This window comes from Streptomyces sp. NPDC024632 (assembly GCF_055559175.1).
In genome coordinates this window covers 480205-505220 of the sequence record NZ_JBVHLD010000001.1, presented here as the reverse complement: position 1 = coordinate 505220, position 25016 = coordinate 480205, and the positions used below count along the sequence as shown (strand labels likewise).

At 73.6% G+C, this 25016-nt stretch carries 22 protein-coding genes; 7 read left to right on the top strand and 15 right to left on the bottom strand.

The features are described 5' to 3' along the window. Positions 1 to 29: 29 nt before the first annotated feature. The 4 genes from ddaH to ACZ37P_RS02155 form a co-directional block, all read right to left on the bottom strand. The gene (gene ddaH / locus ACZ37P_RS02170) at positions 30 to 851 is read right to left on the bottom strand and encodes a dimethylargininase (protein WP_391043693.1); all 822 of its coding nucleotides are present in this window, start codon (positions 849 to 851) and stop codon (positions 30 to 32) included. A 459-nt stretch (positions 852 to 1310) separates the two neighbouring features. Next, positions 1311 to 2141: a heme ABC transporter ATP-binding protein gene (locus tag ACZ37P_RS02165; protein ID WP_355334538.1), complete on the bottom strand. Its 831-nt coding sequence runs from the start codon at positions 2139 to 2141 to the stop codon at positions 1311 to 1313. After that, complete coding sequence (locus ACZ37P_RS02160; protein WP_467344364.1) at positions 2138 to 3394, bottom strand: FecCD family ABC transporter permease; 1257 nt, start codon at positions 3392 to 3394, stop codon at positions 2138 to 2140. The genes ACZ37P_RS02165 and ACZ37P_RS02160 overlap by 4 nt, the downstream gene beginning before the upstream one ends. An 8-nt stretch (positions 3395 to 3402) precedes the next feature. Next, on the bottom strand, positions 3403 to 4437 hold the full coding sequence (locus ACZ37P_RS02155) for a heme/hemin ABC transporter substrate-binding protein (RefSeq protein WP_401304064.1): 1035 nt from the start codon (positions 4435 to 4437) through the stop codon (positions 3403 to 3405). 562 nt (positions 4438 to 4999) lie between these two features. Here ACZ37P_RS02155 and ACZ37P_RS02150 point away from each other — a divergent pair. Then, the gene (locus ACZ37P_RS02150; RefSeq protein ID WP_467344362.1) at positions 5000 to 6490 is read left to right on the top strand and encodes an HtaA domain-containing protein; all 1491 of its coding nucleotides are present in this window, start codon (positions 5000 to 5002) and stop codon (positions 6488 to 6490) included. A 208-nt stretch (positions 6491 to 6698) separates the two neighbouring features. Beyond that, positions 6699 to 8264: an HtaA domain-containing protein gene (locus ACZ37P_RS02145; RefSeq protein ID WP_467344361.1), complete on the top strand. Its 1566-nt coding sequence runs from the start codon at positions 6699 to 6701 to the stop codon at positions 8262 to 8264. 124 nt (positions 8265 to 8388) lie between these two features. On the opposite strand, the gene ACZ37P_RS02140 is transcribed toward ACZ37P_RS02145, so the two are convergent. Beyond that, positions 8389 to 9087, bottom strand: coding sequence for a biliverdin-producing heme oxygenase (locus ACZ37P_RS02140; RefSeq protein ID WP_401305010.1), 699 nt, complete (start codon positions 9085 to 9087; stop codon positions 8389 to 8391). A gap of 221 nt (positions 9088 to 9308) precedes the next feature. On the opposite strand from ACZ37P_RS02140, the gene ACZ37P_RS02135 reads away from it, so the two are divergent. Then, positions 9309 to 10049, top strand: coding sequence for a bifunctional DNA primase/polymerase (locus ACZ37P_RS02135; protein ID WP_355334526.1), 741 nt, complete (start codon positions 9309 to 9311; stop codon positions 10047 to 10049). 65 nt (positions 10050 to 10114) lie between these two features. Here the strand turns inward: ACZ37P_RS02135 and ACZ37P_RS02130 are convergent, their stop codons facing one another. Continuing rightward, on the bottom strand, positions 10115 to 11089 hold the full coding sequence (locus ACZ37P_RS02130) for an SCO2278 family lipoprotein (protein WP_391043704.1): 975 nt from the start codon (positions 11087 to 11089) through the stop codon (positions 10115 to 10117). Further along, positions 11086 to 11943, bottom strand: a complete 858-nt coding sequence (gene map / locus ACZ37P_RS02125; RefSeq protein ID WP_355334521.1) for a type I methionyl aminopeptidase — start codon at positions 11941 to 11943, stop codon at positions 11086 to 11088. The genes ACZ37P_RS02130 and map overlap by 4 nt, the downstream gene beginning before the upstream one ends. 81 nt (positions 11944 to 12024) lie before the next feature. Here map and ACZ37P_RS02120 point away from each other — a divergent pair, with 81 nt between their 5' ends. After that, on the top strand, positions 12025 to 12282 hold the full coding sequence (locus ACZ37P_RS02120; RefSeq protein WP_355334518.1) for a hypothetical protein: 258 nt from the start codon (positions 12025 to 12027) through the stop codon (positions 12280 to 12282). Positions 12283 to 12307: 25 nt separating this feature from the next. Here the strand turns inward: ACZ37P_RS02120 and ACZ37P_RS02115 are convergent, their stop codons facing one another. Together ACZ37P_RS02115 and ACZ37P_RS02110 are read right to left on the bottom strand one after the other, a co-directional pair. Then, the gene (locus tag ACZ37P_RS02115) at positions 12308 to 13573 is read right to left on the bottom strand and encodes an MFS transporter (protein WP_467344360.1); all 1266 of its coding nucleotides are present in this window, start codon (positions 13571 to 13573) and stop codon (positions 12308 to 12310) included. A 293-nt stretch (positions 13574 to 13866) separates the two neighbouring features. After that, the gene (locus ACZ37P_RS02110; RefSeq protein ID WP_467344358.1) at positions 13867 to 14469 is read right to left on the bottom strand and encodes a hypothetical protein; all 603 of its coding nucleotides are present in this window, start codon (positions 14467 to 14469) and stop codon (positions 13867 to 13869) included. An 82-nt stretch (positions 14470 to 14551) separates the two neighbouring features. On the opposite strand from ACZ37P_RS02110, the gene npdG reads away from it, so the two are divergent. Both npdG and ACZ37P_RS02100 read left to right on the top strand, forming a co-directional pair. After that, a complete protein-coding gene (gene npdG / locus ACZ37P_RS02105; RefSeq protein WP_355334512.1) occupies positions 14552 to 15265 on the top strand; it encodes an NADPH-dependent F420 reductase in 714 nt (237 codons plus the stop codon). Positions 15266 to 15434: 169 nt separating this feature from the next. Continuing rightward, positions 15435 to 15638, top strand: coding sequence for a hypothetical protein (locus ACZ37P_RS02100; protein ID WP_355334509.1), 204 nt, complete (start codon positions 15435 to 15437; stop codon positions 15636 to 15638). A gap of 2 nt (positions 15639 to 15640) precedes the next feature. On the opposite strand, the gene ACZ37P_RS02095 is transcribed toward ACZ37P_RS02100, so the two are convergent. After that, positions 15641 to 16432: a site-2 protease family protein gene (locus tag ACZ37P_RS02095; RefSeq protein WP_391160037.1), complete on the bottom strand. Its 792-nt coding sequence runs from the start codon at positions 16430 to 16432 to the stop codon at positions 15641 to 15643. A 343-nt stretch (positions 16433 to 16775) separates the two neighbouring features. Here ACZ37P_RS02095 and ACZ37P_RS02090 point away from each other — a divergent pair, with 343 nt between their 5' ends. Continuing rightward, complete coding sequence (locus ACZ37P_RS02090) at positions 16776 to 20495, top strand: AfsR/SARP family transcriptional regulator (RefSeq protein WP_467344355.1); 3720 nt, start codon at positions 16776 to 16778, stop codon at positions 20493 to 20495. Positions 20496 to 20528: 33 nt separating this feature from the next. Here the strand turns inward: ACZ37P_RS02090 and ACZ37P_RS02085 are convergent, their stop codons facing one another. The 5 genes from ACZ37P_RS02085 to panB form a co-directional block, all read right to left on the bottom strand. Beyond that, on the bottom strand, positions 20529 to 21362 hold the full coding sequence (locus tag ACZ37P_RS02085; RefSeq protein WP_188280623.1) for an ABC transporter permease: 834 nt from the start codon (positions 21360 to 21362) through the stop codon (positions 20529 to 20531). Beyond that, entirely contained in the window at positions 21359 to 22411 is a 1053-nt protein-coding gene (locus tag ACZ37P_RS02080) for an ATP-binding cassette domain-containing protein (protein WP_467344352.1), read from the bottom strand. The genes ACZ37P_RS02085 and ACZ37P_RS02080 overlap by 4 nt, the downstream gene beginning before the upstream one ends. Positions 22412 to 22532: 121 nt before the next feature. After that, a complete protein-coding gene (locus tag ACZ37P_RS02075) occupies positions 22533 to 23210 on the bottom strand; it encodes a zf-HC2 domain-containing protein (protein ID WP_355334496.1) in 678 nt (225 codons plus the stop codon). Further along, the gene (locus ACZ37P_RS02070) at positions 23207 to 23833 is read right to left on the bottom strand and encodes a sigma-70 family RNA polymerase sigma factor (RefSeq protein WP_355334493.1); all 627 of its coding nucleotides are present in this window, start codon (positions 23831 to 23833) and stop codon (positions 23207 to 23209) included. The genes ACZ37P_RS02075 and ACZ37P_RS02070 overlap by 4 nt, the downstream gene beginning before the upstream one ends. 220 nt (positions 23834 to 24053) lie before the next feature. Continuing rightward, positions 24054 to 24977, bottom strand: a complete 924-nt coding sequence (panB, locus tag ACZ37P_RS02065) for a 3-methyl-2-oxobutanoate hydroxymethyltransferase (protein ID WP_467344350.1) — start codon at positions 24975 to 24977, stop codon at positions 24054 to 24056. Positions 24978 to 25016 lie beyond the last annotated feature (39 nt).

The following is a 25016-nucleotide window of genomic DNA, read 5'->3' as shown; positions in this document are numbered from 1 at the left end:
GGCTCGCGCGGGCTCGGGCCGCGCGCTGGTCAGCCGACGGCCGGGCGCAGCTCCATCGTGCAGCACTTCACGCTGCCGCCGGCCTTGTGCAGCTCCGACATGTCCACCGGGACCGGCTCGAAGCCCCGGTCGCGCAACGGCCCGAGCAGGCCGGTGGCGGTACGCGGCAGCAGGACGTTGCGGCCGTCGCTGACCGCGTTGAGGCCGAGCGCGGCGGCGTCCTGCGCCGTCGCCAGCAGCGCGTCGGGGAAGAGCCGGGCCAGCACGGCGCGGCTGCCGGGGGAGAAGGCGCCGGGGTAGTACATGATCTCGTCCCGCGCGTCGTCGAGCACGGCCAGCGCCGTGTCCAGGTGGTAGTAGCGCGGGTCGGTCAGCTCCAGGCCGATCACCGGACGGCCGAAGAACTCCTGCGCCTCCGAGTGCGACAGCGGGCTGCTCCGGAAGCCCTGGCCCGCCAGGATCCACGTCGCCGTGACCGCGAAGTCGCCCTCCGCCTCGTTGATGTGCACCGGCTCGCGCGGATCGGGAAAGCCGTTGCTCCTGAACCACGCCAGGTGCGCCGGGGCCTCGGCCTCGCGCTCGGGGTTCGCGAACCTCGCGCCCAGCACCTTCCCGTCCACGACGGTCGCGCCGTTCGCCGCGAACACCATGTCCGGCAGGTCCTCCACCGCGTCCAGCAGCTCCACGGTGTGGCCCAGCGCCCGGTACCTGTCGCGCAGGTCCTCCCACTGGAACAGGGCCAGTGCCGGGTCCACCGGCTTCGTCGGGTCCATCCACGGGTTGATCGAGTACGTCACTCGGAAGTGCGCCGGTGGACACATCAGGTACCGGCGGGGTGTCGCAGTGCGCAAAGAGGGCTCCTCGGGGGGTGGTGAAGGGCCGCCTCCGGCGGACGGTCGGCCCCCCGGAGTTCGTACGTACGCCCCGATTCTGCGCCTCCCGCTGGGGTCCCGCACCACCAAGTACCCCAAAGGGTTCCCCCCTTTCCCCCCCTACGGTTCCTTCGCGTCGGGCGGCGCGCCGATCCTTTTAGGGGCGCGGGGAACTGCGCGCTCAGCCATGACGCTCCTGCGGGTCCCCACCGGCCCCGGCGGGGCGGTTCGGTGGTGTTCGGCCCACCGGCCTGTGGTGGGTTGCTCGCGCAGTTCCCCGCGCCCCTGACGGGGCACCGTCTCTCGTCCGGGCGGCGAGCCGGTCTTTTCAGGGGCGCGGGGAACTGCGTGCTCAGCCATGACGCTCCTGCGGGTCACCACCGGTCCCGGTGGGGCAGTTCGGTTGTCTCCGGACCACCGGGCCCGGTGGGTGGGGGGTCAGCGGAGGGGGAGGATCAGGGGGGTGCCGCTGCGGGGGTGGGGGAGGACTTCGACGGGGTGGCGGTAGACGGCGGAGAGCCGTTCGGCGGTGAGCACCGCCGCAGGCGAACCGTTGGCGGTGACGCGGCCGGAGGACAGGACGGCGACACGGTCGGCATGGGCGGCGGCGAGACCGAGGTCGTGGAGGACGACGACGACCCCGCGCCCGAGAGCGGCCTGCTCGCGGCAGACGCGCAGGACGAGCTCCTGGTGGTGAAGGTCAAGGGCGGCGGTCGGCTCGTCGAGCAGAAGCAGCGGCGCGCGTTGGGCGAGCACCCGCGCGAGCGCGACGCGGGCCCGCTCGCCGCCCGAGAGCGCGGGATAGGCCCGCTCGGCGAAGCCCGTGACCTCGGTGGCGCGCATGGCCGCCGCCACCGCGGCCTCGTCCTCGTGGGCGAGGACGGTCCCGGCCCACGGCGCGCGCCCCATCCGTACGACCTCGTCGGCGGTGAAGGGGAAGGCGAGCGGCGAGGACTGCGGGAGCACGGCCCGGCGCAGGGCGAGCTGCCGGGCGGTCCAGCGGCCGAGGGGCGCGCCGCCGACCCGCACCTCACCGGAGTCGGCGGGCACGTCACCGGCCAGCGCCCCCAGCAGCGTGGACTTGCCCGCGCCGTTGGGCCCGACCAGGGCGAGCACTTCGCCCGCGTGGACGGCGACGCCGACCCCGTCGAGCACGGGGCGCCCGCCGAGCCGTACGACCAGGTCGTGGGCCTCGGCCAGGACGTCGCCGGGGGCGGGCGGCGGCGGGAGGGACGTACGGGCGCGGCGTCGTACCGCGAGCGGCCTCATGCCCAACCCCCCTGCCGGCCGCGGGTCCTGCGCAGCAGCCAGAAGAAGAAGGGGCTGCCGACGAGGGCGGTCAGCACGCCCAGCGGCAGCTCCGCGGGCGAGGCGAGCGTACGGGCGGCGAGGTCGGCCGCGACCAGGACGAGCGCGCCGCCGAGAGCGCTGCCCGGCACCAGGAAACGGTGTCCCGGCCCCGCGGCCATCCGCAGCAGGTGCGGCACGACGAGCCCGACGAAGGCGACGATCCCCGCGACCGCGACGGCCGCCGCCGTCAGCAGCGCCACGATCAGGATCACCGCGATCCGCATCCGTTCGACGTCCACGCCGAGGTGCTTGGCCTGGCGTTCGCCGAGCGCCAGCAGGTCCAGGCGGCGGGAGAAGAACGGCGCCACGGCGAGACCGGCCAGCGCGCAGGGCAGCACCGCGAGCACCTTCGGCCAGCTCGCCTGGGCCAGCGAACCGAGCTGCCAGAAGGTGATCTGGGTGAGCTGCGAGTTGTCCGCGAAGAAGACGAACAGGCCGATGAGGGCGCCCGCGAAGGCGTTCACCGCGATGCCGGTGAGGACGAGGGTGACGACCTCCGTCCGGCCGCCGGACCGGGACAGGCCGTACACGACGAGGACGGTCAGCAGCCCGGCGACGAAGGCGCACACCGTCACCGACCAGGTGCCCGCGAAGGTCAGGCCGAGCGCGATCGACCCGACGGCGCCCACCGCGGCGCCGGACGAGATCCCGATCACCCCCGGCTCGGCCAGCGGATTCCCGAACACGCCCTGCATCAGCGCCCCCGCGCACCCCAGCGAGCCGCCGACCAGCAGCGCCAGCACGATGCGCGGCAGCCGTACGTCCCACAGCACCGACTCCGCCACCCGGTCCAGCCGGTGGCCCCCGAGGCCGCAGCGGTGCGCCACCGACGCCAGCACGTCCCCCGCCGGAATCCCGTACGCCCCGATCCCGGCCGACACGACGCTCAGCACGACCAGCCCCGCGGCCAGCACCCCGATCAACACGGTTGCCCGGCCACGCCGGTTGGCCTGACGGCCGGTCGGTCGCGGCCCGTCGTCCGCGATCCCCCCGGGCCCGCTCGCTTCCTTGGGCCCCGTGTGCGTATGCGCCGCGTCATCGTGCGCCGGTACGGAGTCCTGGGCTCCTGGGCCGACGTCCCGAGCGGGAGCCGCAGTCGTGGTCGGCCGGGTGTCGTCGTCCGTCCCGGCGGGCGCGGTGTGTTCCTCGTTCGGGGAGGCCGTGGTCGTCATGGGCCGGGTCACCGGGCCTTTTGGTGGATGCCGGTGGTGAGCCGGCGCAGGACGGAGTCGGTGCGGGGGCCGAAGTTGAGGAGGGTGCCGTCGTCGATGGCGACGACACGGTGGTCGAGACCGGCGGGCGTCTGGGCGACGCCCGGGACCTTTTCGAGGCCGCTGACCCCGCCGACGGAGTCGAGCCCCTTGGTCATGACGAGGATGACGTCGGGCGCGGCCTTCACCAGGGCCTCGCTGGTGATGGGGGTGAAGTCCTTGTCGAGGCCGGAGGCGGTCCCGGCGTCGACGCCGCCCGCCGCCGCGATGAGGGAGTCGGCGCCGGAGCCGCGCCCGCCGATCAGATAGACCGACGCGGTGCCGCGCAGGTAGAGGAAGGCGACGCGCGGTTTGTCGGACGTGCTCGGAATCGTCGCGCGGACGGCGTCGATCCGTTGCGCCGTACGCGCGCGCAGCGTGTCACCCGCGGCCTTCACGCCGAGCGCGGCGGCCACGGCGTCGATCCGCGGGCCCACGTCGTCGAGCGAGGTCGCCGTCTTGACGACGACGAGCGGGACGCCCGCGTCGCGGATCTGGCGGATCGCCTCGGCCGGGCCCGTGGTGTCCTCGGCGAGGACGAGGGTGGGGTGCAGGGACAGGACGCCCTCGGCGGAGACGTCGTGGGCGCGGGTCACCACCGGCAGCTTCGCCGCCTGCGCGAAGGTCGCCGTGATGTCGCGCGCGACGACGTTCTTGCCGAGGCCCAGCGTGAAGACGATCTCGGACAGCCCGCCGGTGAGCGGCACGATCCGGTCGGCGGCGGTGACGGTGACCTTCCGGCCGTCCGCCGAGGTGACGGTGGCGGGCAGTACGGGCACGGGCGCCGCACCGGCCAGCGGTTCGATCCGGTCGGCGTCCGCTCCCGCGCTCGACGTCGCCCCCGAACCGCTCGCGGACGGCCCCGCCTTCCCCGCCGAGCCGCCGCACGCGGTGAGCGCGAGTGCCAGCAGCCCGCCGAGCAGCGAGAACGCCACGCCCCGCGCGGCGCACGCGTTCCGCCGCACGGAAGCGCGGCGCCGCGAGCGACCGCCCCCCGAGCCGCCGGCTTCCGGGGCGGCCCGGACGGCGGTCGGTGGTGAACCGGCGGGGGACGAAGGCGGGGTTGGTGACGCGGCGAGGTCCGGGGCGGCCCGGAGGCTGATCGGCTGTGAACGGGCAGGGGACGAACGCGGGGTTGGTGACGCGGCGAGGTCCGGGGCGGCCCGGACGGCGGTCGGCTGTGGACCGGCGGCCGGTGGACGGTTGGGTTCCGGCGCGGTGCGGTCGCCCAAGTCGGCCTGGGCATGCCCGCGTTGCGGAGTGTCGGCGTCCGGGGCGTCCAAGAAGCGCCCGGCCTGCGAGCCCGTCGTCGGGAAGCCCGCGGCATGCGGCTCGGCATCCGCTCGGTCGGGACGTCGTTCGGAACCTGTTCGCACTGCCAACCCGTCCCTTGCCGTGGTGCCGTCATGTCGTGATGCCGCTGTGCCCGCGCGCCAGCGCGTTCGGCGACGTCGCGGGAGGGTTCCCCGCCGGTCGGTGATTAGCTTAGGTTAGCCTTACCTGAGTTTGCCAGTCCTGGAGGGGTCCATGCCGTTGCTCCGTCATGCCCGCGTGCGCCGTACCGGCGGCCGGGCCGTCTCGCTCACGGCCGTGAGCACCGCGCTGCTCGGCGCGGTCGCGCTGACCGCGCTGACCGCGGTACTGCCCGCGTCAAGGGCGGACGCCGCGACGAGCCGTACGGTCGCCGGGGGACGGCTGGACTGGGGAATCAAGGCGTCGTTCCAGAGCTATGTCACCGGGCCCATCGCGAAAGGCAGTTGGGCGATGACCGGCGGCGCGGGCACCTTCGGCAGCAACCAGTTCCGCTTCCCTTCGGCGCGGGGCTCGTACGATCCGGGCAGCGGCGCGCTGACCGCCGCCTTCGCGGGCGGCGTCCACTTCCTGGGGCACCGGCAGGCCAGCGGCGCCTATCAACTCGACCTCACCATCAGCCGTCCCACCGTCAAGATCTCCGGCGGCCACGGCACGCTCTACGCCGACATGCGCAGCAAGGACAAGAACACCGGTCGGGTCACCACCACCGCCCAGGTGCCGCTCGCCTCGCTCGCCGTCGGCGGCGTCAACACCCGCGGGGTCACCGGGTCGCAGATCACCCTCAGCGGCATCCCGGCCACCCTCACCTCGCAGGGCGCCCGCGCCTTCGCGGGCTACTACACCACCGGCACCCCGCTGGACCCGGTCAGCCTCTCGGTCGACCTGCGCGCACCCGCCTCGCCGACCACCGCCCCGCCGCGGACCCCGACCGGCGGCGCGAGCGACAAGGCGTCGGGGAAGCCGACCGCCACCTCCACGGCCGTGCCCGGCACGGTCGTTGACGCCGCCGCCGACTGGGGCGTACGCCGCACCTTCCGCGAGTACGTGACCGGCGACATCGCCAAGGGCCGCTGGACGGTGGCCGACGGCGCACGGGACGGCGGCGCCCTGTTCCGCTTCGGCGCGGGCCGCGGCACGTACGACGCCTCGCACCACTCGCTGGACGCCCGGTTCGGCGGGACGGTGCGCTTCGTCGGGATGAAGGCGGCGGACGGCACGTACGGGCTCGACCTGTCGATCAGCGCGGTCCGCGTCACGGTCACCGACGGCAAGGGCACGCTCTACGCGGACGGCGAGCCGTTCATCACCTTCGCCGCGCCCGCCGCGCTCGCGCCGAAGAACGGCCTGATCTCCCTGACCGAGGTCCCGACCACGCTGACGGCGCAGGGCGCCAAGGCGTTCAACGGCCTCTACACCGCGGGTACTTCGATGGACCCGCTCACCCTCTCCGTCGCCCTCGACAAGGCGGCGGCCCTGCCCGCGCTGCCCGACATCGGCTCCGACCCCACGGCGTCCGCCACCCCGGCGGCGTCCCCGGCGCCGAGCACCGCACCCGCCGCGCCGAGCACCGAGTCCGCCGCGGACAGCTCGCACGACGGCGCGCCGGTCGGCCTGCTGGCCGGCGGGTCGGCCGCGGTCCTCGCCGCGGCGGCGGTCGTCTTCACCGTCGTACGGCGCAAACGCCGTACCGAAGACGGTGGCTGACGGCGCGTCACCCGGACGTCGACTGACGGAGCGTCACCTCCCCCCGCACCTCGCACCACCCGCTCGAACCGCAGCACCGCAGGACGCGTACGGCCGCACGCAGCGTGCGGCCGCAGGGTCCGTACGCCCTCCGTACGGCCGCATGCCCGCACCGGGCACCACCGCACCGAGCACCACCTTCCGAGGAACACAAGGAGCACACCACCCCATGACCGCCCGCCTCAGCTCCCGCGCGCTCGCCCTGGCCATAGCCACCGCCACCGCGGGGGCGGCCACCGCCCTGCTGGTCCCGGCGTTCGCCGCCGCCGACTCGCCGTCGTCCCCGGCCGTACCGCTCACCGGCGGCACCTTCGACTGGGGCGTCAAGCAGTCGTTCCGCTCGTACGTGACCGGCCCCGCGGGGGGCACCATCACCACCGCGGACGGCGCGACCGCCAACTCCAACGGCACCTTCCACTTCACCAACGGCCAAGGCTCGTACGACACGTCGACGCACGGCGTGACCGTCGGCTTCGACGGCAGCGTCGAGTTCGCGTCCACGCTGCACGGCTTCGACATCAAGCTGGCCGACCTCAAGGTCGTCACCGTCGGCACCACGGGCAGGATCACCGCCGACGTGACCGCCGCGGGCAGCACGTCGAACGACGTGGAATTCGCCACGCTCGACCTGTCGAACGTCAGGCCCGGCGGCGGCGCGGGCGGCGCGATGACCTTCAACGGCATCCCGGCCACGCTGACCGCCGACGGGTCGAGCGCCTTCAACGGCATGTACCAGCCCGGTACGGCGCTGGACGCCGCGGACCTGTCCGTCACTCCGGGCGCCGCCCCGACGACGACGCCGCCCACCACCCCGCCGACCACCGCCCCCACCACGCCGCCGACCACCACCCCGCCGACCACCAACCCGCCGACCGGCGAGCCGACCGGTGAGCCCACGGGCGAGCCGACCGCCACGCCCACCACGACCGCGCCCGGCGGGCCCGCCGCCGTCGTGGACGGCAACCTCGACTGGGGCGTCAAGCAGTCCTTCCGCTCCTACGTCACAGGACCGATCGCCGACGGCAAGGTGGAGCTCACCGACGGCGCCACCGGCACCGCCTCCGGCTACCGCTTCCCCAAGGGCGCCGGCACCTACGACGCCGACACCAAGACCCTCAACGCCTCCTTCTCCGGCGGCGTCCGCTTCCTCGGCCACCTCCAGCAGGGCACGTACGCGCTCGACCTGAAGTTCGGCAACTTCGCGGTGGCCACCAAGGGCGCCACCGGCACCCTCACCGCCGACGTGTCGGCCAAGGACATGGCCTCGGGCAAGGTCACCGACTACAAGGGCATCGCCGTGGCCACCCTGAGCGGTGTCGCGCCGACCGCCGACGGCGACGTCGTCACGGTCTCCGGCGCCTCCGCCGTGCTCACCGAGGACGGCGCGAAGGCGTTCAGCGGCTTCTACAAGGCGGGCGACGCGCTCGACCCGGTGACGGTCGCCGTCTCGCTGGACGACAGCGCCACCCTGCCGACCGGTTCGCCGAGCCCGTCGGCCGGTTCGTCGGGCGGTTCCTCCGACGGCGGTACGACCGGCGGCTCCACCAGCGGCGGTACGACCGGCGGTTCCGGCAGCACGGTCGGCGGCACCGGCAACGACTTCACCACCGACGGCGAGCTGGCCTCCACCGGCTCTGGCACCCCGTCCGCCGCGCTGCTCGCCGCCGCGGGCGCCCTGCTGGTGACCGGCGCCGCCGCGACCGTCACTGTGGCCCGCCGCCGCAACACCGTCTGACGCAACACCGTCCGACGCGGCACCGTCTGCCACGAAGACCTCAGGCACAGCCGAAAGCCGGGCGGCCCACCGTGAGTTCAGGTGGGCCGCCCGGCTTCGCGGGGGTCGTACGGACAGCGCGCCCTCACGCGGAGAGCGGGAAGGCGTCCCCCAGCTCCCGGAAGACCGCGATGTTCAGCGCGAAGGCGGTCCTGCACTCCTCGACCACCCGCTGCTTCTCCAGGTCGTCGACCGCGAGGCCGTCCAGCAGTTCGCGGTACTCGCGCTTGAAGGCGGCCGGGTTGTCGATGCCCTCGAAGACGTAGAAGCGGACACCGTCGCCCTTGCGGGCGAAGCCCCAGGTCTTCTCCGCGACACCGCGGACGACTTGGCCGCCGGAGAGGTCGCCGAGGTAGCGGGTGTAGTGGTGCGCGACATAACCGGCGGGCCACTCGCGGGCGACCTCGGCCACCCGGGCCGCGTACCGGGCGGTGGCGGGCAGCGCGGTCGCGCGGTCCTTCCAGCCCTCGCCGAGCAGGTGGTCGAGGTCCTGTTCGAGGGAGGCGACGCGCAGCAGCTCGGTGCGGGTGAAGGGCGCGGCCACCGAGTCGTCGGCCAGCAGGTGCGCGCCCTCCTCCAGCGCCCGGTACACGAACCAGAGCTGCTCGGTGTAGCGCGCGTACGCGTCCACGCCGAGCCGCCCGCCGAGCAGGTCGTCCATGAAGGTCGAGTCGTGCGCCTCCTGGTGCTGGGCCCGGGTCGCGGCGCGGATCGCGGCGGAGAAGGGGGATGCGGCGGACGGTGCGTCCGGAGTGGCCGACGTGTCCGAAGTGGCCGACGGAATCGACGTGGTCAAAGGAACCTCCTGGTCAAGGCTGTGCGCCGACCTCGATCCTCCCAACTTAGGCTTACCTAAGTCAATAGGTTGCCGACATGATGTCGGAAACGGCCGCCACGGGAACACTTCCACCCCGGGTGGGTGTTCATTCCTGGCAAGAGGGAGGATGTGCTCCACCGTCCGCGTACCGTGGTCCGCGGGACGGGAGTGGCGAGGAAAGGAGCCCGATGGCAGGCAAGAGCAGGGTGTCCGACTGGTTGCGCCGCCGTACGGAGAGCGCTTCGGGCAACAGCCGGGCGGCCAGGGCGGCAGCCGCCGCTGCCGCCGACGACCTGCGCCGTGACGAGCTGATCCAGGCGGCCGTCGCCGCCTCGTATCCCGTCGCACCGGCCGTGCACCCCGAGGGCTTCGGCTGTTCGTGCGACCGGATCGGCTGTCACATCCCCGGTGTGCACCCCGTCTCGCAGGCGTGGCAGACCCAGGCGAGCACCGACCCGCAGCGGGTCGCCCAGTGGCTCAGCGGCCAGCCGCTCGCCAACTTCATCACCGCCACCGGGCTCAACCACGACGTCCTCGACGTCCCCGCGGAAGCGGGCCGCGTCGCGCTGGAACGGCTGACCGCCGACGGCGCCACCATCGGCCCGGTCGCCCTCCAGGGCGAGGACCGGATGCTGTTCTTCACCGCCACCCGCGGCACCCCCGCCGACGAGGACGAGTGGTGGCCCTGCGCCCTCGACTGCAACCCGGAGACCGCCGACGAGCACCCGGGCATCCGCTGGCACTGCCGCGGCAGCTATGTGCTGCTGCCCCCGGCCCGGCTGCCGTCCGGCGGCACGGTCGTCTGGCTCCCCGACCTCGGCCCCGACCTCCCGCTGCCCGACCCGCTTCCCGTCCTCGACATCCTCACCGACGCCTGCGCCCAGTTCGCCTACGAACCCGAGCCGGAACCGGTCGCCCGCACGCGCTGAGCCCGTTCCCGCAGAGGCCGTTTCCGCTGAGGCCCGTCCCCGCAGAACCCGTCCCCGCTGAGTCCCTACGCGCCCGTCGCCGAGACCAGGCCCGCCAGGCGGCTGAGGACCGCCGTTTTCGCGTCCGGTCCCGCGCTGCGGGCGGGGACCGTGGCGGCCTGCTGGGACATGCGGGAGAGGGTGACGGAGGTGCGGGGGGTGCCGGTCATCAGGGCCTTGGTGTCCTGGTCGATGCTGAGCTGGTAGCCCTCGCGGTACGTGGCGCGGGTCTGATGGCGACTGGCGAACAGCACGAGCGCGCCGCCGGACCTGGTACGCAGCGCGACCGGGGTGAAGTCGCCGCCGTCGGCGGGCTGATCGGCGTACTGCGTCACGGAGTTGGCCGTACGCCGGTTCTTGTCGCGCCCGGCCAGCAGCTCGGAGGTCGCCGGACCGTCGGCGAACGCCGGTGCGGCGGGAGCCTGTTGGAGATACGAGGTGTACGCCGTGCTCAACCGGCCCGGCTGCACGAGCAGATCGGTGCCCGCGGCCGGCAACGCCTCGACCAGACCGTCCTTGTCGGTGGCGAGGGCGGGCAGCGCGTCCGGTGCCATGACGGCAAGGAAGGACGCCTTCCACGGGTCGCCCGCGGTGAACCGGCGGAAGACCAGCAGCCACCGCGAGTCGCCGCCGCGGTTGGTCGCGGTGTCCGCCACGAAGAACTTCGGCCAGCCGCGCTGCCTCGGCACCAGGAAGCGTGAGTCGGAGAAGGCCAGCGGCGTGAACGACGCGTTGCCCTCGGGGTGGTTGGCGTGCTTGGCCCGCACCCCCGCCTCGTCGATGGCGCCCAGCGCGCCCGACTCGATCTCGGCGACCAGCGACTCGTCGTACGCCTTCGTCGCCGCGTTGTTGACCTTCGCGAAATTCGCCAGCACCTCGGCCGCCTCCGCGGGCCGCACCGACGCGATGTCCGCGCGCTCACCGTGCACGGTGACACAACCGGCCAACGGCACCGCCAGCGCGGTCGCCGCCGCCGCCAGACACAGGCTCCGACGGTTCATGGCAGGGTCAGCACCTCCGCGCCGTCCGCCGTGACCACCAGCGTGTGCTCGAACTGGGCGGTGCGCTTGCGGTCCTTGGTGACCACGGTCCAGCCGTCGTCCCACATGTCGTACTCGTGCGTGCCCAGCGTCAGCATCGGCTCGATGGTGAACGTCATGCCGGGGCGCATCACCGTCGTCGCCCGCGGGTCGTCGTAGTGCGGGATGATCAGCCCCGAGTGGAACGCGGTGTGGATGCCGTGCCCGGTGAAGTCCCGCACCACGCCGTACCCGAAGCGCTTCGCGTACGACTCGATGACCCGGCCGATCACATTGATCTGCCGCCCGGGACGTACCGCCTTGATCGCCCGGTCGAGCGACTCCCGTGTGCGCTCCACCAGCAGCCGCGACTCCTCGGCGACGTCGCCCACGAAGTACGTGGCGTTGCAGTCCCCGTGCACCCCGTGGATGAACGCGGTCACGTCCAGGTTCACGATGTCGCCGTCGCGCAGCACCGTCGAGTCCGGGATGCCGTGGCAGATCACCTCGTTCACCGACGTGCACAGCGACTTGGGGAAGCCGCGGTAGCCCAGGTCAGAGGGGTACGCCTGATGGTCCACCATGTACGCGTGCGCGATCCGGTCCAGCTCGTCGGTCGTCACCCCGGGGGCGATGGCCTTCGCGGCCTCCTCCATCGCGCGCGCCGCGATCCGCGAGGCGGTCCGCATCTTCTCGACCGTCTCCGCGTCCTGCACCTCGGGCCCGGTGTACGGCGCCGGCCCCGGCCTGCCCACGTACTCGGGGCGCGGGATCGAGGCCGGCACGTGCCGGGTGGGGGAGAGCTTGCCGGGAACGAGCAGCGACTGACCAGACATGCCGACGAGTGTATCCGCGCCCGATCGGGGAACATGGCCGCAGGCGGCCACCCGCGGCACCCCCGACCACAGGAGACGATCATGGCGCTGTTCAGGGCGAAGAAGCCGGCCGGAAAGCCCGGCGAATGGTTCTACTGCATCGAACACCACAAGGTCGAGGAGGGGCCCGAATGCCCCGCCAAGGACCGCTTCGGCCCTTACTCCACCCGCGAGGAGGCGCAGCGGGCGATGGACACCGCCGCCGAGCGCAATCTCCAGTGGGACACCGACCCGAAGTGGCACGACACCGCCGACGGTGACGGCCAGGACGCCGGGAACGACAGGCCGGGGGGCTCCTGACGGAGCAGTCGGGCGGGGCCGGTCGTCAGGACGCGGTCGCGGGTGCCGTTTCCGTACCGCCTTCCGCTCCGCTCTCCGTCTCCGCCGCCGCCGGGTGCTGCCGCGCGTCGTACGACATCAGCTTCGGGAGAGCGGCGGCCAGGGCGACGACCGCCGCCGCGCACGCGACACCGCCGGTCCAGACGGAGGTACGGGCGGTGGTGAGGGCGGCCACGCCGCCGCTGCGGAGCTGACCGAGCTGCGGGCCGACCGAGTACGACAGCAGCTCGATCCCCGCCAGGCGTCCGCGCAGCTCGTCGGGGATCGTCTGATTCCACATCGTGGAGCGGCCGACGCCGCTGATCATGTCGCAGCCGCCCGCCGCCGCCAGGCACAGCAGTACGAGCCAGATCCGGCCGGTCCAGCCCGCCGCGGCCATGGCCAGGCCCCAGCCCACGGCCGCGTACACGACCATCCGGCCGTGCCGGTGGATCCGGGTGGTCCAGCCGCTGGTCAGGCTGACCGCGAGGGAGCCGACCGACCCGGCCGCGTACATCAGGCCGAGCGACCACGGCGCGTGCAGGTCGTCCGCGAGGAACGGGAAGATCGCCGCCGGGTACGCGAAGAACATCGCCGCCAGGTCGATCGCGTACGTGCCGAGGAGTTCCTTACGGCTCCACGCGTAGCGCGCGCCCTCCGCGATCGAGCGCAGCGAGGGCGGCTTCGCGTCGTGCGCGGCCGGTGAACGGCTCAGGCCCAGGCCGAGCGCGACGGAGAGCGCGAAGGTCGCCGCGTCGGCCGCGTACGCCCACGAAAGGCCCGCGTACGCGATCACCAGGCCCGCGACGGACGGGCCCGCGATGGCCCCGACCTGCCAGCGCAGCGCGTTGAGCGCCGCAGCGGCGGCGAGTTGGTCGCGCCGGACGATCCTGGGCACGATCGCGTCCAGGGCGGGCCGCTGGAGTCCCGTCAGCGCGCTCGACAGTGCCGCCACCACGTACAGCGGCCACACCACCGGGTGCGGCACCACCGTGTTGACCAGCAGCCCCAACGCCAGCAGGCCCTGCGCCGCCTCGGTCGCGTTGATCAGCAGCTTCCGGTCCATCGCGTCCGCGAGCGCCCCGCCGTACAGCCCGAACACGATCAGCGGCACCAGCTCCACCGCGCCGATCGCTCCCACCGCGACGGCCGAGCCCGTCAGCTCCTTGATCTGCACCGGCAGGGCCACGAACGTCAGGAAGCTTCCGAACGTCGTGATGGCTCCCGCCAGCCACATTCTCCGGAAGTCCGCCGAGGTGCGCCACGGCGTCATGTCGGGGAGCAACGCCCTCTTCCGCTTCCGCGGGGGTGGGGGGTCATCGGTCACGGTCACTGTCACGTAGGGCGATGCTCCCCGGCCCGGCCTCCCCCCGCAAAGCCTTTTTCCCCCGCCCGACCCGCCCCCCACCGGGCCGGTGGCCCGGCGACAGCCGAATTGCCCGCCGGGGCGGGTGGTGTCGTGCGGGAGCGCGGTGGCTGGGGGCGCCCACGCGGCGGCAGCCGAGAACCGCACCGGGGCCGCGCCCCCGGGGGCACCCACCTGGGCGAGGTGAACGGGGGGTGGGGTTACCAGCGGGGAGGAGGGGTGGAGAGGTGGTCGGCCAGGCGGGAGAGGGGGTCGCGGAAAGGGGGACGGCGAGGGGCCGTGGCCTCACCCGCAGCGGAGCTGACAAGGTGCTGGAGGACGTCGAGGGAGAGCGCGGGCGCGTCGGGCGAGGGCAGGCTCAGGACGTCGTGGGCGACGCCGTCGAAAGGGTGACCCTCCGCGGAAGCGGACAGGGCGAGGACGGTGGCGCCGGAGCGCCTGGCGTCGTGGACGCGTTCGAGGATGCCGGCCCCCGGCCGGTCGGGGGCGACGAGCAGCACGGTCTCGCCGCGCCCGGCGGCGGCCAGCCGCCGCAGACCGACGGCGAGATGCGGCGGCGCGCCCGGCGGCACGCGGAACCGCAGGAGCGTGGGGGAGAGTTCGGGCACCCCGCTCCAGGCGGCCTCGTCGTCGAGGTGCGCGGCGAGATGCCACGGCTCGTACGCGTCGGTGCCGACGAGCAACAGCGGTCCCGGCCCGCGCTGGACCGCGGTTCTGAGCGTCCCGCCGAAGGCGCGGGCGGCGCGCGGCCACTCCGTTCCGGCGAGCACTTCGCGCAGCAGCGCGACCCGTACGGCGTCCATGGCACGGCATCCTTGCGCCCCCGGAGTGATCCGCGCCACCGAACGCCGTCGAACACCGCCCGCACCTGGCAGGATCGCCGGTATGACTACCCCTGAGGACGTGAAGACCCCGGCCAAGGCACCGGCCAAGGACCCCTGGGAGCTGCCCGACGTGTCGGGCCTGGTGGTGGGAGTACTCGGCGGCACCGGTGACCAGGGCCGCGGGCTCGCCTACCGGCTGGCCAGGTCGGGCCAGAAGGTCGTCATCGGCTCCCGCAACGCCGAGCGCGCGCAGACCGCCGCCGCCGAACTCGGCCTCGGCGTCGAGGGCGCGGACAACGCGGAGTGCGCCCGCCGCAGCGACATCGTGATCGTCGCGGTGCCGTGGGACGGCCACGCCAAGACCCTGGAGTCACTGCGCGAGGAACTGGCGGGCAAGCTCGTCGTGGACTGCGTCAACCCGCTCGGTTTCGACAAGCAGGGCGCGTACGCCCTCAAGCCCGACGAGGGCAGCGCCGCCCAGCAGGCCGCCGCCCTGCTCCCGGACTCGCGGGTCACCGCCGCCTTCCACCACCTGTCGGCGGTGCTGCTCCAGGACCCGGAGATCGCGGAGATCGACACCGATGTGATGGTCCTCGGCGAGGCCCGCGCCGACACCGACATCGTCCAGGCGCTCGCCGCCCGTATCCCCGGCATGCGCGGTGTCTTCGCGGGCCGGCTGCGCAACGCCCACCAGGTCGAGTCGCTGGTCGCCAACCTCATCTCGGTCAACCGCCGTTACAAGGCCCACGCGGGCCTGCGCCTCACCGACGTCTGAGCCGCATCGAGCCGTAGCCGCGCCGCATCCGAGCCGTAGCCGAGCCGGCCACCCGGGCCGGCCACCCGGGCCGTACGTCCGAGACGTACGAGCCCGTCCCGAGCGGTCCGGGGCATGGGGGACAATGGCGGACGACCGTACGCGTCCGCCCGGACAGGAGCCGCACCCCATGCCCCGCCTCGCCCTCTACGCCCTCATCGCGTGCCTGCTCGCCGTCGCCGCCGCGGTGGTGTCCTTCGCGCACGGCAGCTTCCTGGGCATCGTGTGGGTGCTGCTCGCCGGGCTGACCAGCAACATGTGCTGGTACTACTTCCGCAAGGCGAAGATGGACGCCGCCGCTGCCGCCGACGCGACGGGCCAGCCGCAGAGCTGACGTCACTTCCGCCAGAACTGGAACAGCGTGTAGCCGTAGTCCACGTAGTCGCGCGGCACGTGCAGCCAGCCCATCACGGTGTCGATGGCGTGGAAGAACTTCACGTTCACCGCCGGAATCCACAGCACACCGAAGACCGCCAGCAGGCCGAACTGTGAGAAGGGCTCGAACTGGCGGCGGGCGGCGGGCGAGAGCCACGGCTCGATGATGCCGTAGCCGTCCAGGCCCGGGACCGGCAGCAGGTTCAGGATCGCGGCGGTCACCTGGAGCATCGCCAGGAAGGCGAGCGCGCACAGGAACTCGGTCGGCCAGGAGTCCAGCGCGCCGAGCGCGAACGGCAGCATCAGCAGCACCGCGAAGGCGACGTTGACCAGCGGGCCCGCCGCCGAGATGAGGCTGTGCCGCCAGCGCCCCTGGATGCGGCCGCGCTCGATGAAGACGGCCCCGCCGGGCAGGCCGATGCCGCCCAGGATCACGAAGACCACCGGCAGCACGATGGACAGCAGCGCGTGCGTGTACTTCAGCGGGTTGAGGGTCAGATAGCCCTTCGCGCCGATGGAGATGTCACCGCTGTGCAGGGCGCTGCGGGCGTGCGCGTATTCGTGCAGGCACAGGGAGACGACCCAGCCGGACACCACGAACAGGAAGACCGCGAAGCCGTGGTCGGAGGCGAACTGGCTCCACACCGCCCAGCCGGACACGGCCATCACCGCGACGATGGCGAGGAAGACCGGGCTGATCCTCCGGTCGCTGTCGCCGCGACGGTCGGCCCTGCGGATCGATGTGACGCTCATGGACGGGCTCCTGGCGTGGGCGGTGGGGCGCTGAGGCTACGGGAGGTCGTGCGCGGGCCCGGCGGCCCGACGGTGGGGGACCGACGGTGGTGGGGACGGACGCGGCCTGAGGCAGCCGCCCGATCATGCCATCCGGGACGGAAACGACACAGGCCGTGCCCGGGAAACGTCCGGCGGCGTGACCAGGTTCCAACGCCGCGTCACGCCGGGCCACCGCTGTACGGAGGCGCGCGAGCGGACGCCACGCCTCCGCCCCCCGCGTGGACCGTACGCCCTCGCCGCCGCGGGCGGACCGGGGCCGACCGGGGCGCGGTGACCGTGCGGGCTCCGTAACAATGGGGCCGTGCGATACGCGATTCTCGGCACCACCCAGGCTCTGCGCGACGACGGCACGCCCGCCGCACTGGCGGGCGGTCGGCTGCGCGCGCTGCTGACGGCGCTCGCACTGCGGCCCGGCCGGGTGATCGGCGCGGACGCGCTCATCGACGAGGTGTGGGACGGCGACCCGCCCGCCGGGGCGACCGGCGCGCTGCAAGCGCTGATCGGTCGGCTGCGCCGGGCCATCGGCCATGACGCGGTCGGCTCGGTCGACGGCGGCTACCGGCTGGAGGCGGCGCCCGAGGACGTGGATCTGTACCGGTTCGAGCGGCTGGCCGACGAGGGGGCGCGGGCGCTGGCCGACGGCGACCCGGTCAAGGCCGCCGGGCTGCTCGGCGACGCGCTCGCGCTGTGGCGCGGGGCCGCGCTCGCGGACCTGCCCGACCGGGGCACGGCCGCCGTCCGCAGCGAGGCGCTGCGCCGGGACGCCCAGCGGCAGCGGCTCACCGCGGAACTGGCCCTCGGCAGGGCAGGTCCGATCCTCCCCGAGCTGGCGGAGCTGGCCGCCGCGCACCCCCTGGACGAGCCGCTGCGCGCCCTCCACATCCGCGCCCTGCGCGCCGCGGGCCGTACCGCCGACGCCCTGGCCGCGTACGAGGCGGTCCGCCGTGACCTCGCCGACCAGCTCGGCGCCGACCCCAGCCCCGAACTGCGCGCCCTGCACGCGGAACTGCTGAACCCCCCGCCGCTGCCGGGTGACCGTCCGGTCGGGGCTCCGCCCGGCCCGGGCGGTTCCGCGGCCGGAAGGGCGCAGAGCCGGGCCCGCGGCACCCGCCCGCCCACCCCCGGATCCGACACCCGCGGCCCGACCGCGGCCCCCGGCCCACGCCCGGCCGATCACGGACAGGTCGGCCAGGACCACCGGACCGGACCCGCTTCGGGCGGAGACGGGCAGGGCGGCCCGGCCGAGTACGGCCCCGGCGGGGCCGTCATGGGCGCCGCCGCGGGCGAGGCGGCTGACGGCGGTGCGTTCGGGCGTCGGGGCGCGGCCGTTGCGGGCGGGGCCCGGCCCGTACCGGGGAACGCCCGCGCGCGGCTGACCAGCTTCGTCGGCCGCGAGGCCGACCTGGCCGCGGTGCGCGGCGACCTGTCGCGCGCCCGGCTCGTCACGCTCACCGGACCCGGCGGCACGGGCAAGACGCGGCTGTCGCAGGAGGCCGGTGACCTGGTGGCGCCGCGCTGGAAGGACGGCGTCTGGTACGTCGAACTGGCGCCGGTCAGCGATCCGCGGACGGTGCCCGAGGCGGTGATCAGCTCGCTGGGGCTGCGCGAGACGCTGCTGCACTCCGGCAGCGCCACCGAGGCCGCGCTGTCCGTCGAGACCAAGACCAAGGACCCGGCCCGGCAGCTCACCGACTACTGTGCGAGCCGCGAGCTGCTGCTGGTGCTGGACAACTGCGAGCACGTGATCGGCGCTGCCGCGACCCTGACCGAACAGCTCCTCGCGCACTGCCCGGGCGTCTCGGTGCTCGCCACCAGCCGCGAACCCCTGGGCGTACCGGGCGAGTTGGTACGGCCGCTGGACCCGCTGCCGGACCCCACGGCGCTGCGGCTGCTCGCCGACCGGGGCGCGGCGGCCAGGCCCGGCTTCTCGGTGGACGAGGACCCGGTGGCCTGCGCCGAGCTGTGCCGCCGCCTGGACGGGCTGCCGCTGGCCATCGAGCTGGCCGCGGCCCGGCTGCGCAGCCTCTCGCCGCGCCAGCTCGCCGACCGCCTCGACGACCGCTTCCGCCTCCTGACCGGCGGCAGCCGTACGCTGCTGCCCCGCCAGCAGACGCTGCGCGCCGTCGTGGACTGGAGCTGGGACCTGCTGGACCCGGCCGAACGCGTGCTGCTCCGCCGCCTGGCGGTCTTCCGCGGCGGCTGGACCTTGGAGGCCGTCGAGGCGATCTGCCCGGACCCCGAAGGGACCGACCCCGACGAAGCCGACCCGGCGAAAGCGGCGGACGGCGCCCGCGAGGGCGTCCGCATCGACGCCCTCGACGCCGCGGCGCTGCTCGCCTCCCTGGTCGACAAGTCCCTCGTGCTGGCCGACCTCACCGACGACGGCGTACGCCACCGGATGCTGGAGACGATCTCGGAGTACGCGACCGAGCGCCTGGAGGAATCCGGCGAGCGCGCGGCCGTCGAGCGGCGGCACCTCACGTACTTCAGGGAGTACGTGCGCACCGCCGACCCGATGCTGCGCGGCGCGGGGCGCGGTCAGCACCGGGGCGCGGGCGAGGAGGGCGTGGGCCAACTCGTATGGCTGGAACGGCTGGAGCGCGAGCACGAGAATCTGCGGGCCGCGCTGCGCCGGGCGGTGGAGACCGGCGACGAGCAGGACGCGCTGCTGCTGGTGCTGAGCTGCTGCTGGTTCTGGGAGGTCCGCAACTACCAGTCGGAGCGCCGCCATTGGCCCGCGGCGGTGGCCGCGATGGGTCCCGACCCGTTCGAGACGCCGCCCGCCCTCGAACCGCTGGACCGCGGTCCGCTGGACGATCCGCCGCCGCTGGAGGGCGAGCGGCTGCTGGAGGCCAGGCGCTGGGTGCGGATCGAGGACATGGCGTCCATGCAGGGCGAGACCGACTGGTGGGAGCACCCGAAGCTGGCCCGTATCGGCCGCGCGCTGATAGAGACCTACCCGCCGCATCTGCCGCAGTCCGCCCGCTTCCCCGGCATCCTGCGGCCCTACGGCGCCTTCTTCTCCGGCGACTTCTCCCGGCTCGGCCCGCTGATGGACGAGACCGTGGAGAGCTGCCGCGTCCACGGGCGGCAGTGGGAGCTGGCCTTCGCGCTGCAACTGCGCGCGAAGATCAACAACGACATCAGTGAACGGCTCGCCGACGCGCTGGCCGACATCGCGGAGAGCCGCGGGCTCTTCCAGCGGCTCGGTGACGAGTGGGGCACCGCGGAGACGCTGTCCGCCGAGGCGGAGGCGGCCTCCAACGGCGGTGAGTGGGCGCGCGCCGCGCAATGCTGCCGCGAGGGCATCGCGCTGGCCCGCAAGATCGGCTCCCACCAGCACGTACCGGTGCTCACCGTCCGGATGGGCGAGGCGCTGTTCCACTCGGGCGAGGAGGATGAGGGCGAGCGGCTGCTGCGCGAGGGGGTCGCGGACGCCGACAAGTACGCGGCGGCCAGCGAGGGCGCAGGCTTCTTCGGCCGGGTGCTGCTCGCCCAGGTGCTCAGCCGCCGCGGCAGGTTCGACGAGGCGCTGGAGCTGATCGACGACGCCCTCGACGCGACGGTGCGCCACGCCAACGGTGTGCCCGGCTTCATCAAGGGGCTGCTGCACGCCATGCGCGGCTCCCTGATCGGCCGGGCCGGCGACCCGGAGACCGGGCTGCGGCTGATCGACGACGGTGTCGCGGAGCTCAGCCGCCACCCGCTGGCCACCGTCATCACCCCGCGGCTGGCGATCATGCTCTCGCCCGGGGTGGTGGATCTGCTGACGATGCTCGCCACCGCGGACGGTGCCGACCAGGAGCGCGCGGTGCGCAGGGCGCGCCGCGCGGTGGCGCTGCTCAACGCCAACGGCCGCCTGCGGCCGTCCGTGATGGCCCCGGCCGAGCGGCAGGACATGGAGCAGGCGGAGGGTCGGCTGCGGGAGTTGCTCACCGACGCCGGGTACGAGGCCGCGCACGCGGAGAGCGACGGCCTCACCCTGGAGGAGGCCGTCGCTCTCATGCGTGACGTGGACTGACGCGAACCGGTGCCGGGCGGCCCGGCGGCCGGGTCAGGTCTTCTTGCGGAAGCGCGCCACCGCCAGCGGCATCGTCACCGCGGTGATGCCGACCGACCAGGCCAGCGTGATCAGCACCGGGTGGGTGACCGAGCCGCCGTTGATCAGCCCGCGGGCCGCGTCGGCCAGGTTGGACAGCGGGTTGACCTTGGTGAAGCCCTCCAGCCAGCCGGGCATGGTGGTCGGCGGCGCGAAGATCGAGCTGCCGAACTGAAGGGGCATCAGCACCAGCATGGCGACGCCCTGGACCGCCTGGGGCGTCTTCATGGCCAGGCCCAGCAGGATGAAGATCCACATCAGGGAGGCGCCGAACACCGCCGACAGGGCGATGGCCCCGAACAGGTGCAGGACATCGGTGTGGATGGACAGGCCGAGCGCGAAGCCCATGCCCAGCAGGATCGCGATGGCGATCATCATCCGGCCCATCTCGACGACGATCTTCGCGATGAGCACCGAGGACCGCGCGATCGGCATCGTGCGGAAGCGGTCCATGACCCCCTTGCGGAAGTCGTCGTTGACCCCGCTGCCGACGGCCATGGAGATGTTCATGCCCATCATGGCCATCAGGCCGGGGATCACGTAGTTCACGTACTCCTGCTGGTTGCCCTTGCCCGCCACCGCGCCGCCGAAGACGTACACGAACAGCAGGGTGAAGATGACGGGCATCAGGACCGCGTCGAACATCGACTCCGGGTCCTGCTTGATCTGGAGCATGTTGCGGCGCGCGAGCGCGCCGATGTGCCGGAGGTTGGCCCGCAGGCCGATCCGTCCCTCGCCGGTGGCCGCTGCCTTCGCGGGCGCGGTGACCGTCGCCGTAGCCGCGCTCATGCCGCGACCTCCACTTCGTTCTTGTCGTCGATCCGGGTGTCCTCGTCCGGCCGGGCGTCGGGCTGGCCCGCGCCGTCGTCGGACTTCTTGCCGGTGATGGCGAGGAAGACCTCGTCCAGGCTGGGCAGGTGGGTGCCGATGTGCGCGATGGAGAAACCGCGGGTGCCCAGCAGGCCGACCACGGCGGTCAGTTGCTCGTCGCTGAGGATCGGCACGCTCACCACGCCGTCCTCGCGGTCGGCGGTGGCGCCCGCCACCCCGTCGAGTCCGGCGCCGGAGATGGCCTCGGCCATCGCCGCCACCACCGAGGGCTCGCTCGGCCGGATCACCAGGGTGCGCCCGCCGACCTTCGCCTTCAGCTCCTCCACCCGGCCGTTGGCGATCACCCGGCCGCGGTCGATGACCGTCAGCTCGTCGGCGAGCTGCTCGGCCTCCTCCATGTACTGGGTGGTGAGCAGGACGGTCGCGCCCTCGGAGACCATCCGCTGGACCTCGGCCCACACCTCGTTGCGGGTGCGGGGGTCCAGGCCGGTGGTCGGCTCGTCCAGGTAGAGCACCGCCGGGTTGCCGATCATGCTGGCCGCCAGGTCGAGGCGGCGGCGCATGCCGCCCGAGTACTCCTGGGCCGGGCGCTTGGCGGCCTCGGTGAGCGAGAAGCGCTCCAGCAGCTCGTTGGCGCGGGCCTTGGCGTCCTTGCCGGACAGGTCGAGCAGCCGCCCGATCATGTACAGGTTCTCCCGGCCGGACAGCTTCTCGTCCACCGAGGCGTACTGGCCGGTCAGGCCGATCACCCGGCGGAGCTGCCGGGGCTGCTTGAGCACGTCGTATCCGGCGACCCACGCCGAGCCCGCGTCGGGCTGGACCAGCGTGGACAGCACGCGCACCAGGGTGGTCTTGCCCGCTCCGTTCGGGCCGAGCACGCCGAGTACGGTGCCCTGGCGGACATCGAGGTCCACCCCGTCGAGGGCCTTGGTCTCACCGTAGTGCTTGACCAGACCCCGTACCTCTACGGCGGAGTGCCCGCCGCCGTCAGTCAGTCGCTTCGTCATGCCGACAACAATGGCGGGCGCCGCTGACACCGCGCCGACATCGCGCCGACAGCCGGGGACCGACCGTATCGGTGGCGTGTCAGCGACCTGTCAGCGACCGGTCACCGATCGGTCGGTAACGCTAGAGCGGCACGCTGACCAGCAGTGTTCCGTCCGCCGCCCGGATCTCGAAGCGGCTGATCGAGTCCTTGTGCAGTCCTGCGGCGCCGTGCACGGTCAGCGGTCGCGGCTGGGCGTCCGTGCCGTAACCGGTCTCCGGCACCGCCCAGGTGGCCACCGTCTGGCCGTTGCCGTCCAGCGCGACCGCGACCAGGCGGCACGTCTGCGGGCCGCGCACGCCCGTCAGCCGCAGGTCCACCACGCTGCCCCAGCCCTTGTCCGCGATGCCGACGGTCGCCCTGACGCCGGTCTCCGGGTTGGTCGCGGAGCGCTGGTCGGACGCGAAGGCCCCGGCGGCCGGGCGCCCGCCGCCGTCGTCGGTGGCCAGCACCGCGACCAGCGGTCCGCCGACCACCAGCACCGCCACGGCGGCCACCGCGGCCAGCCGCCGCCGCTTGCGCGCCCCGCGCTCGCGCGCCACCTGGTCCAGCAGCCGCCCGAGCATCGCGTCACCGCCGGGCGGGTGCGCGAAGGCGACGCCGTCCTCGCGCATCTCGTGGAGCACCGGCAGCAGCCCGCTCAGCTCGTCCAGCTCCCGGCCGCAGCTCTCGCACTCGGCCAGGTGCTCCTCGAAGCGGGTCATCTCCGCTTCGTCCAGCGCCCCGAGCAGATAGGCGCCCACATCGACGTGCGGTGTCATGAAGTGGTCACCCCTCTCTCCTCCAGCGCGTTCCGCAGGGCCCGCAGCGCGTAGAACACCCGCGACCGTACGGTGCCCTGCGGCAGTCCCAGTTCGTCCGCCGCCTCGTTGACCGTACGGCCGCGGAAGTAGGTCTCGACCAGCACCTCGCGGTGCGCGTCCGACAGGTCCCGCAGGGCGTCGGAGATGGTCATCAGCCGCAGCGACCGTTCCAGCTCGTCCCTGGCGGGGAGCAGGTCGAGCGCGGCGGGCGAGGTCTCCGGCGGCCGGGAGCCGCGGCTGCGGTGGCCGTCGATCACGATCCGCCGGGCCACCGTCACCAGCCAGGGCCGCAGTGAACGGGCCGCCGGGTCGAGCTTGGCCGCGCTCTTCCAGGCCCGCAGCAGCGTCTCCTGCACGACGTCCTCGGCCAGGAACCGGTCGCCCGCGACGAGCCGCAGCACATAGGCGTAGAGCGCGCCCGCGTGCTCGCGGTACAGCGCCCGCATCAGCTCCTCCTCCGGAGCCGACACCGGCGGTTCCGGCGGTTCCGGCGGCCCGGGGGCGCCGGGAGGTGGTCCGTCCACGGCGGCATCCTGCCGTACCCGCTGCCGTGGGTCGAGTTCGCCCGTGCCGGGACCCATGCCGACCTCCTCCCGTTCCGCGCCGCTCCCCTCCCCGTATACGGACGCCGGGCCCGGATGACTCAGGCCGTTCCGGACAAAACCGTTCCGGACGGGAACGCGGGCAAGAACGCGGGCAAGAACGCGGACAGGTTTTCGGACGGGAACGAGAAGGGCGGCGCACCCGGGAGAACCGGGGCGCCGCCCTGCGCTGACGGGCGCGGGGATCAGGGGAAGGGGATCAGTGGAAGGTGTGCTCCTCGGCGGGGAAGGCGCCGCCCACGACGTCCTCGGCGAAGGACTTGGCGGCGTCGCCGAGCACGCGGCGCAGATCGGCGTACTGCTTGGTGAAGCGCGGCACCTTGCCGCCGGTGAGCCCGGCCATGTCGGTCCAGACCAGCACCTGGGCGTCGGTGTCGGGGCCCGCTCCGATGCCGATGGTGGGGATCTGGAGCGAGCGGGTGACCTCGGCCGCCACCTCGGCGGGGACGAGTTCGAGGACGACGGCGAAGGCGCCGGCCTCCTGCGCGGCCTTGGCGTCCTGGACGAGCCGGTGGGCGGCCTCGTCGCCGCGGCCCTGCACGCGGTAGCCCATGGTGTTCACGGACTGCGGGGTCAGGCCCAGGTGCGCCATGACCGGGATACCGGCCCGGACGATCGCCTCGGTCTGGGCCAGGGAGCGCTCGCCGCCCTCCAGCTTGACCGCGCCGACCCCGGCCTCCTTGATCAGCCGGGTGGCGCTGCGCAGGGCCTGCACGGGACCTTCCTGGTACGCGCCGAAGGTCAGGTCGCCGACGATCAGCGCGCGGCTGGTGCCGCGTACGACGGCGGAGGCCAGGATCGTCATCTCGTCCATGGTGACCGGGACGGTGGTCTCGTAGCCGAGGTGACAGTTGCCCATCGAGTCGCCGACCAGCATGACCGGGATGCCGGCCTCGTCGAAGACCGACGCGGTCATCGCGTCGTAGGCGGTGAGCATGGGCCACTTCTCGCCGCGCTCCTTGGCCAGGGCCAGGTCGCGGACGGTGATACGACGGGTGCCGGTGCCCCCGTAGAGCGCCTTGGGGTGGTCGGCGGGCTGGGCGCCGGGCGTGCCGGTCGCGGTCGTGCCCTGGCCGGCCTGGGAGTCACGGCCCTGCGCGGGGGCAGCCGAAAGCTGCGTCATGGTGACGGCTCCTTCAGTCATCTCGAGGCGCCCTGACGG

What these genes read in the sequence shown, in the direction of transcription:
- ACZ37P_RS02165 (WP_355334538.1), bottom strand. Translation starts at nt 2,141, where the DNA reads ATGAGGCCGCTCGCGGTACGACGCCGCGCCCGTACGTCCCTCCCGCCG.
- ACZ37P_RS02160 (WP_467344364.1), bottom strand. Translation starts at nt 3,394, where the DNA reads ATGACGACCACGGCCTCCCCGAACGAGGAACACACCGCGCCCGCCGGG.
- ACZ37P_RS02150 (WP_467344362.1), top strand. Translation starts at nt 5,000, where the DNA reads ATGCCGTTGCTCCGTCATGCCCGCGTGCGCCGTACCGGCGGCCGGGCC.
- ACZ37P_RS02145 (WP_467344361.1), top strand. Translation starts at nt 6,699, where the DNA reads ATGACCGCCCGCCTCAGCTCCCGCGCGCTCGCCCTGGCCATAGCCACC.
- ACZ37P_RS02135 (WP_355334526.1), top strand. Translation starts at nt 9,309, where the DNA reads ATGGCAGGCAAGAGCAGGGTGTCCGACTGGTTGCGCCGCCGTACGGAG.
- ACZ37P_RS02130 (WP_391043704.1), bottom strand. Translation starts at nt 11,089, where the DNA reads ATGAACCGTCGGAGCCTGTGTCTGGCGGCGGCGGCGACCGCGCTGGCG.
- map (WP_355334521.1), bottom strand. Translation starts at nt 11,943, where the DNA reads ATGTCTGGTCAGTCGCTGCTCGTTCCCGGCAAGCTCTCCCCCACCCGG.
- ACZ37P_RS02120 (WP_355334518.1), top strand. Translation starts at nt 12,025, where the DNA reads ATGGCGCTGTTCAGGGCGAAGAAGCCGGCCGGAAAGCCCGGCGAATGG.
- ACZ37P_RS02115 (WP_467344360.1), bottom strand. Translation starts at nt 13,573, where the DNA reads ATGACGCCGTGGCGCACCTCGGCGGACTTCCGGAGAATGTGGCTGGCG.
- ACZ37P_RS02110 (WP_467344358.1), bottom strand. Translation starts at nt 14,469, where the DNA reads ATGGACGCCGTACGGGTCGCGCTGCTGCGCGAAGTGCTCGCCGGAACG.
- npdG (WP_355334512.1), top strand. Translation starts at nt 14,552, where the DNA reads ATGACTACCCCTGAGGACGTGAAGACCCCGGCCAAGGCACCGGCCAAG.
- ACZ37P_RS02100 (WP_355334509.1), top strand. Translation starts at nt 15,435, where the DNA reads ATGCCCCGCCTCGCCCTCTACGCCCTCATCGCGTGCCTGCTCGCCGTC.
- ACZ37P_RS02095 (WP_391160037.1), bottom strand. Translation starts at nt 16,432, where the DNA reads ATGAGCGTCACATCGATCCGCAGGGCCGACCGTCGCGGCGACAGCGAC.
- ACZ37P_RS02085 (WP_188280623.1), bottom strand. Translation starts at nt 21,362, where the DNA reads ATGAGCGCGGCTACGGCGACGGTCACCGCGCCCGCGAAGGCAGCGGCC.
- ACZ37P_RS02080 (WP_467344352.1), bottom strand. Translation starts at nt 22,411, where the DNA reads ATGACGAAGCGACTGACTGACGGCGGCGGGCACTCCGCCGTAGAGGTA.
- ACZ37P_RS02075 (WP_355334496.1), bottom strand. Translation starts at nt 23,210, where the DNA reads ATGACACCGCACGTCGATGTGGGCGCCTATCTGCTCGGGGCGCTGGAC.
- ACZ37P_RS02070 (WP_355334493.1), bottom strand. Translation starts at nt 23,833, where the DNA reads ATGGGTCCCGGCACGGGCGAACTCGACCCACGGCAGCGGGTACGGCAG.
- panB (WP_467344350.1), bottom strand. Translation starts at nt 24,977, where the DNA reads ATGACGCAGCTTTCGGCTGCCCCCGCGCAGGGCCGTGACTCCCAGGCC.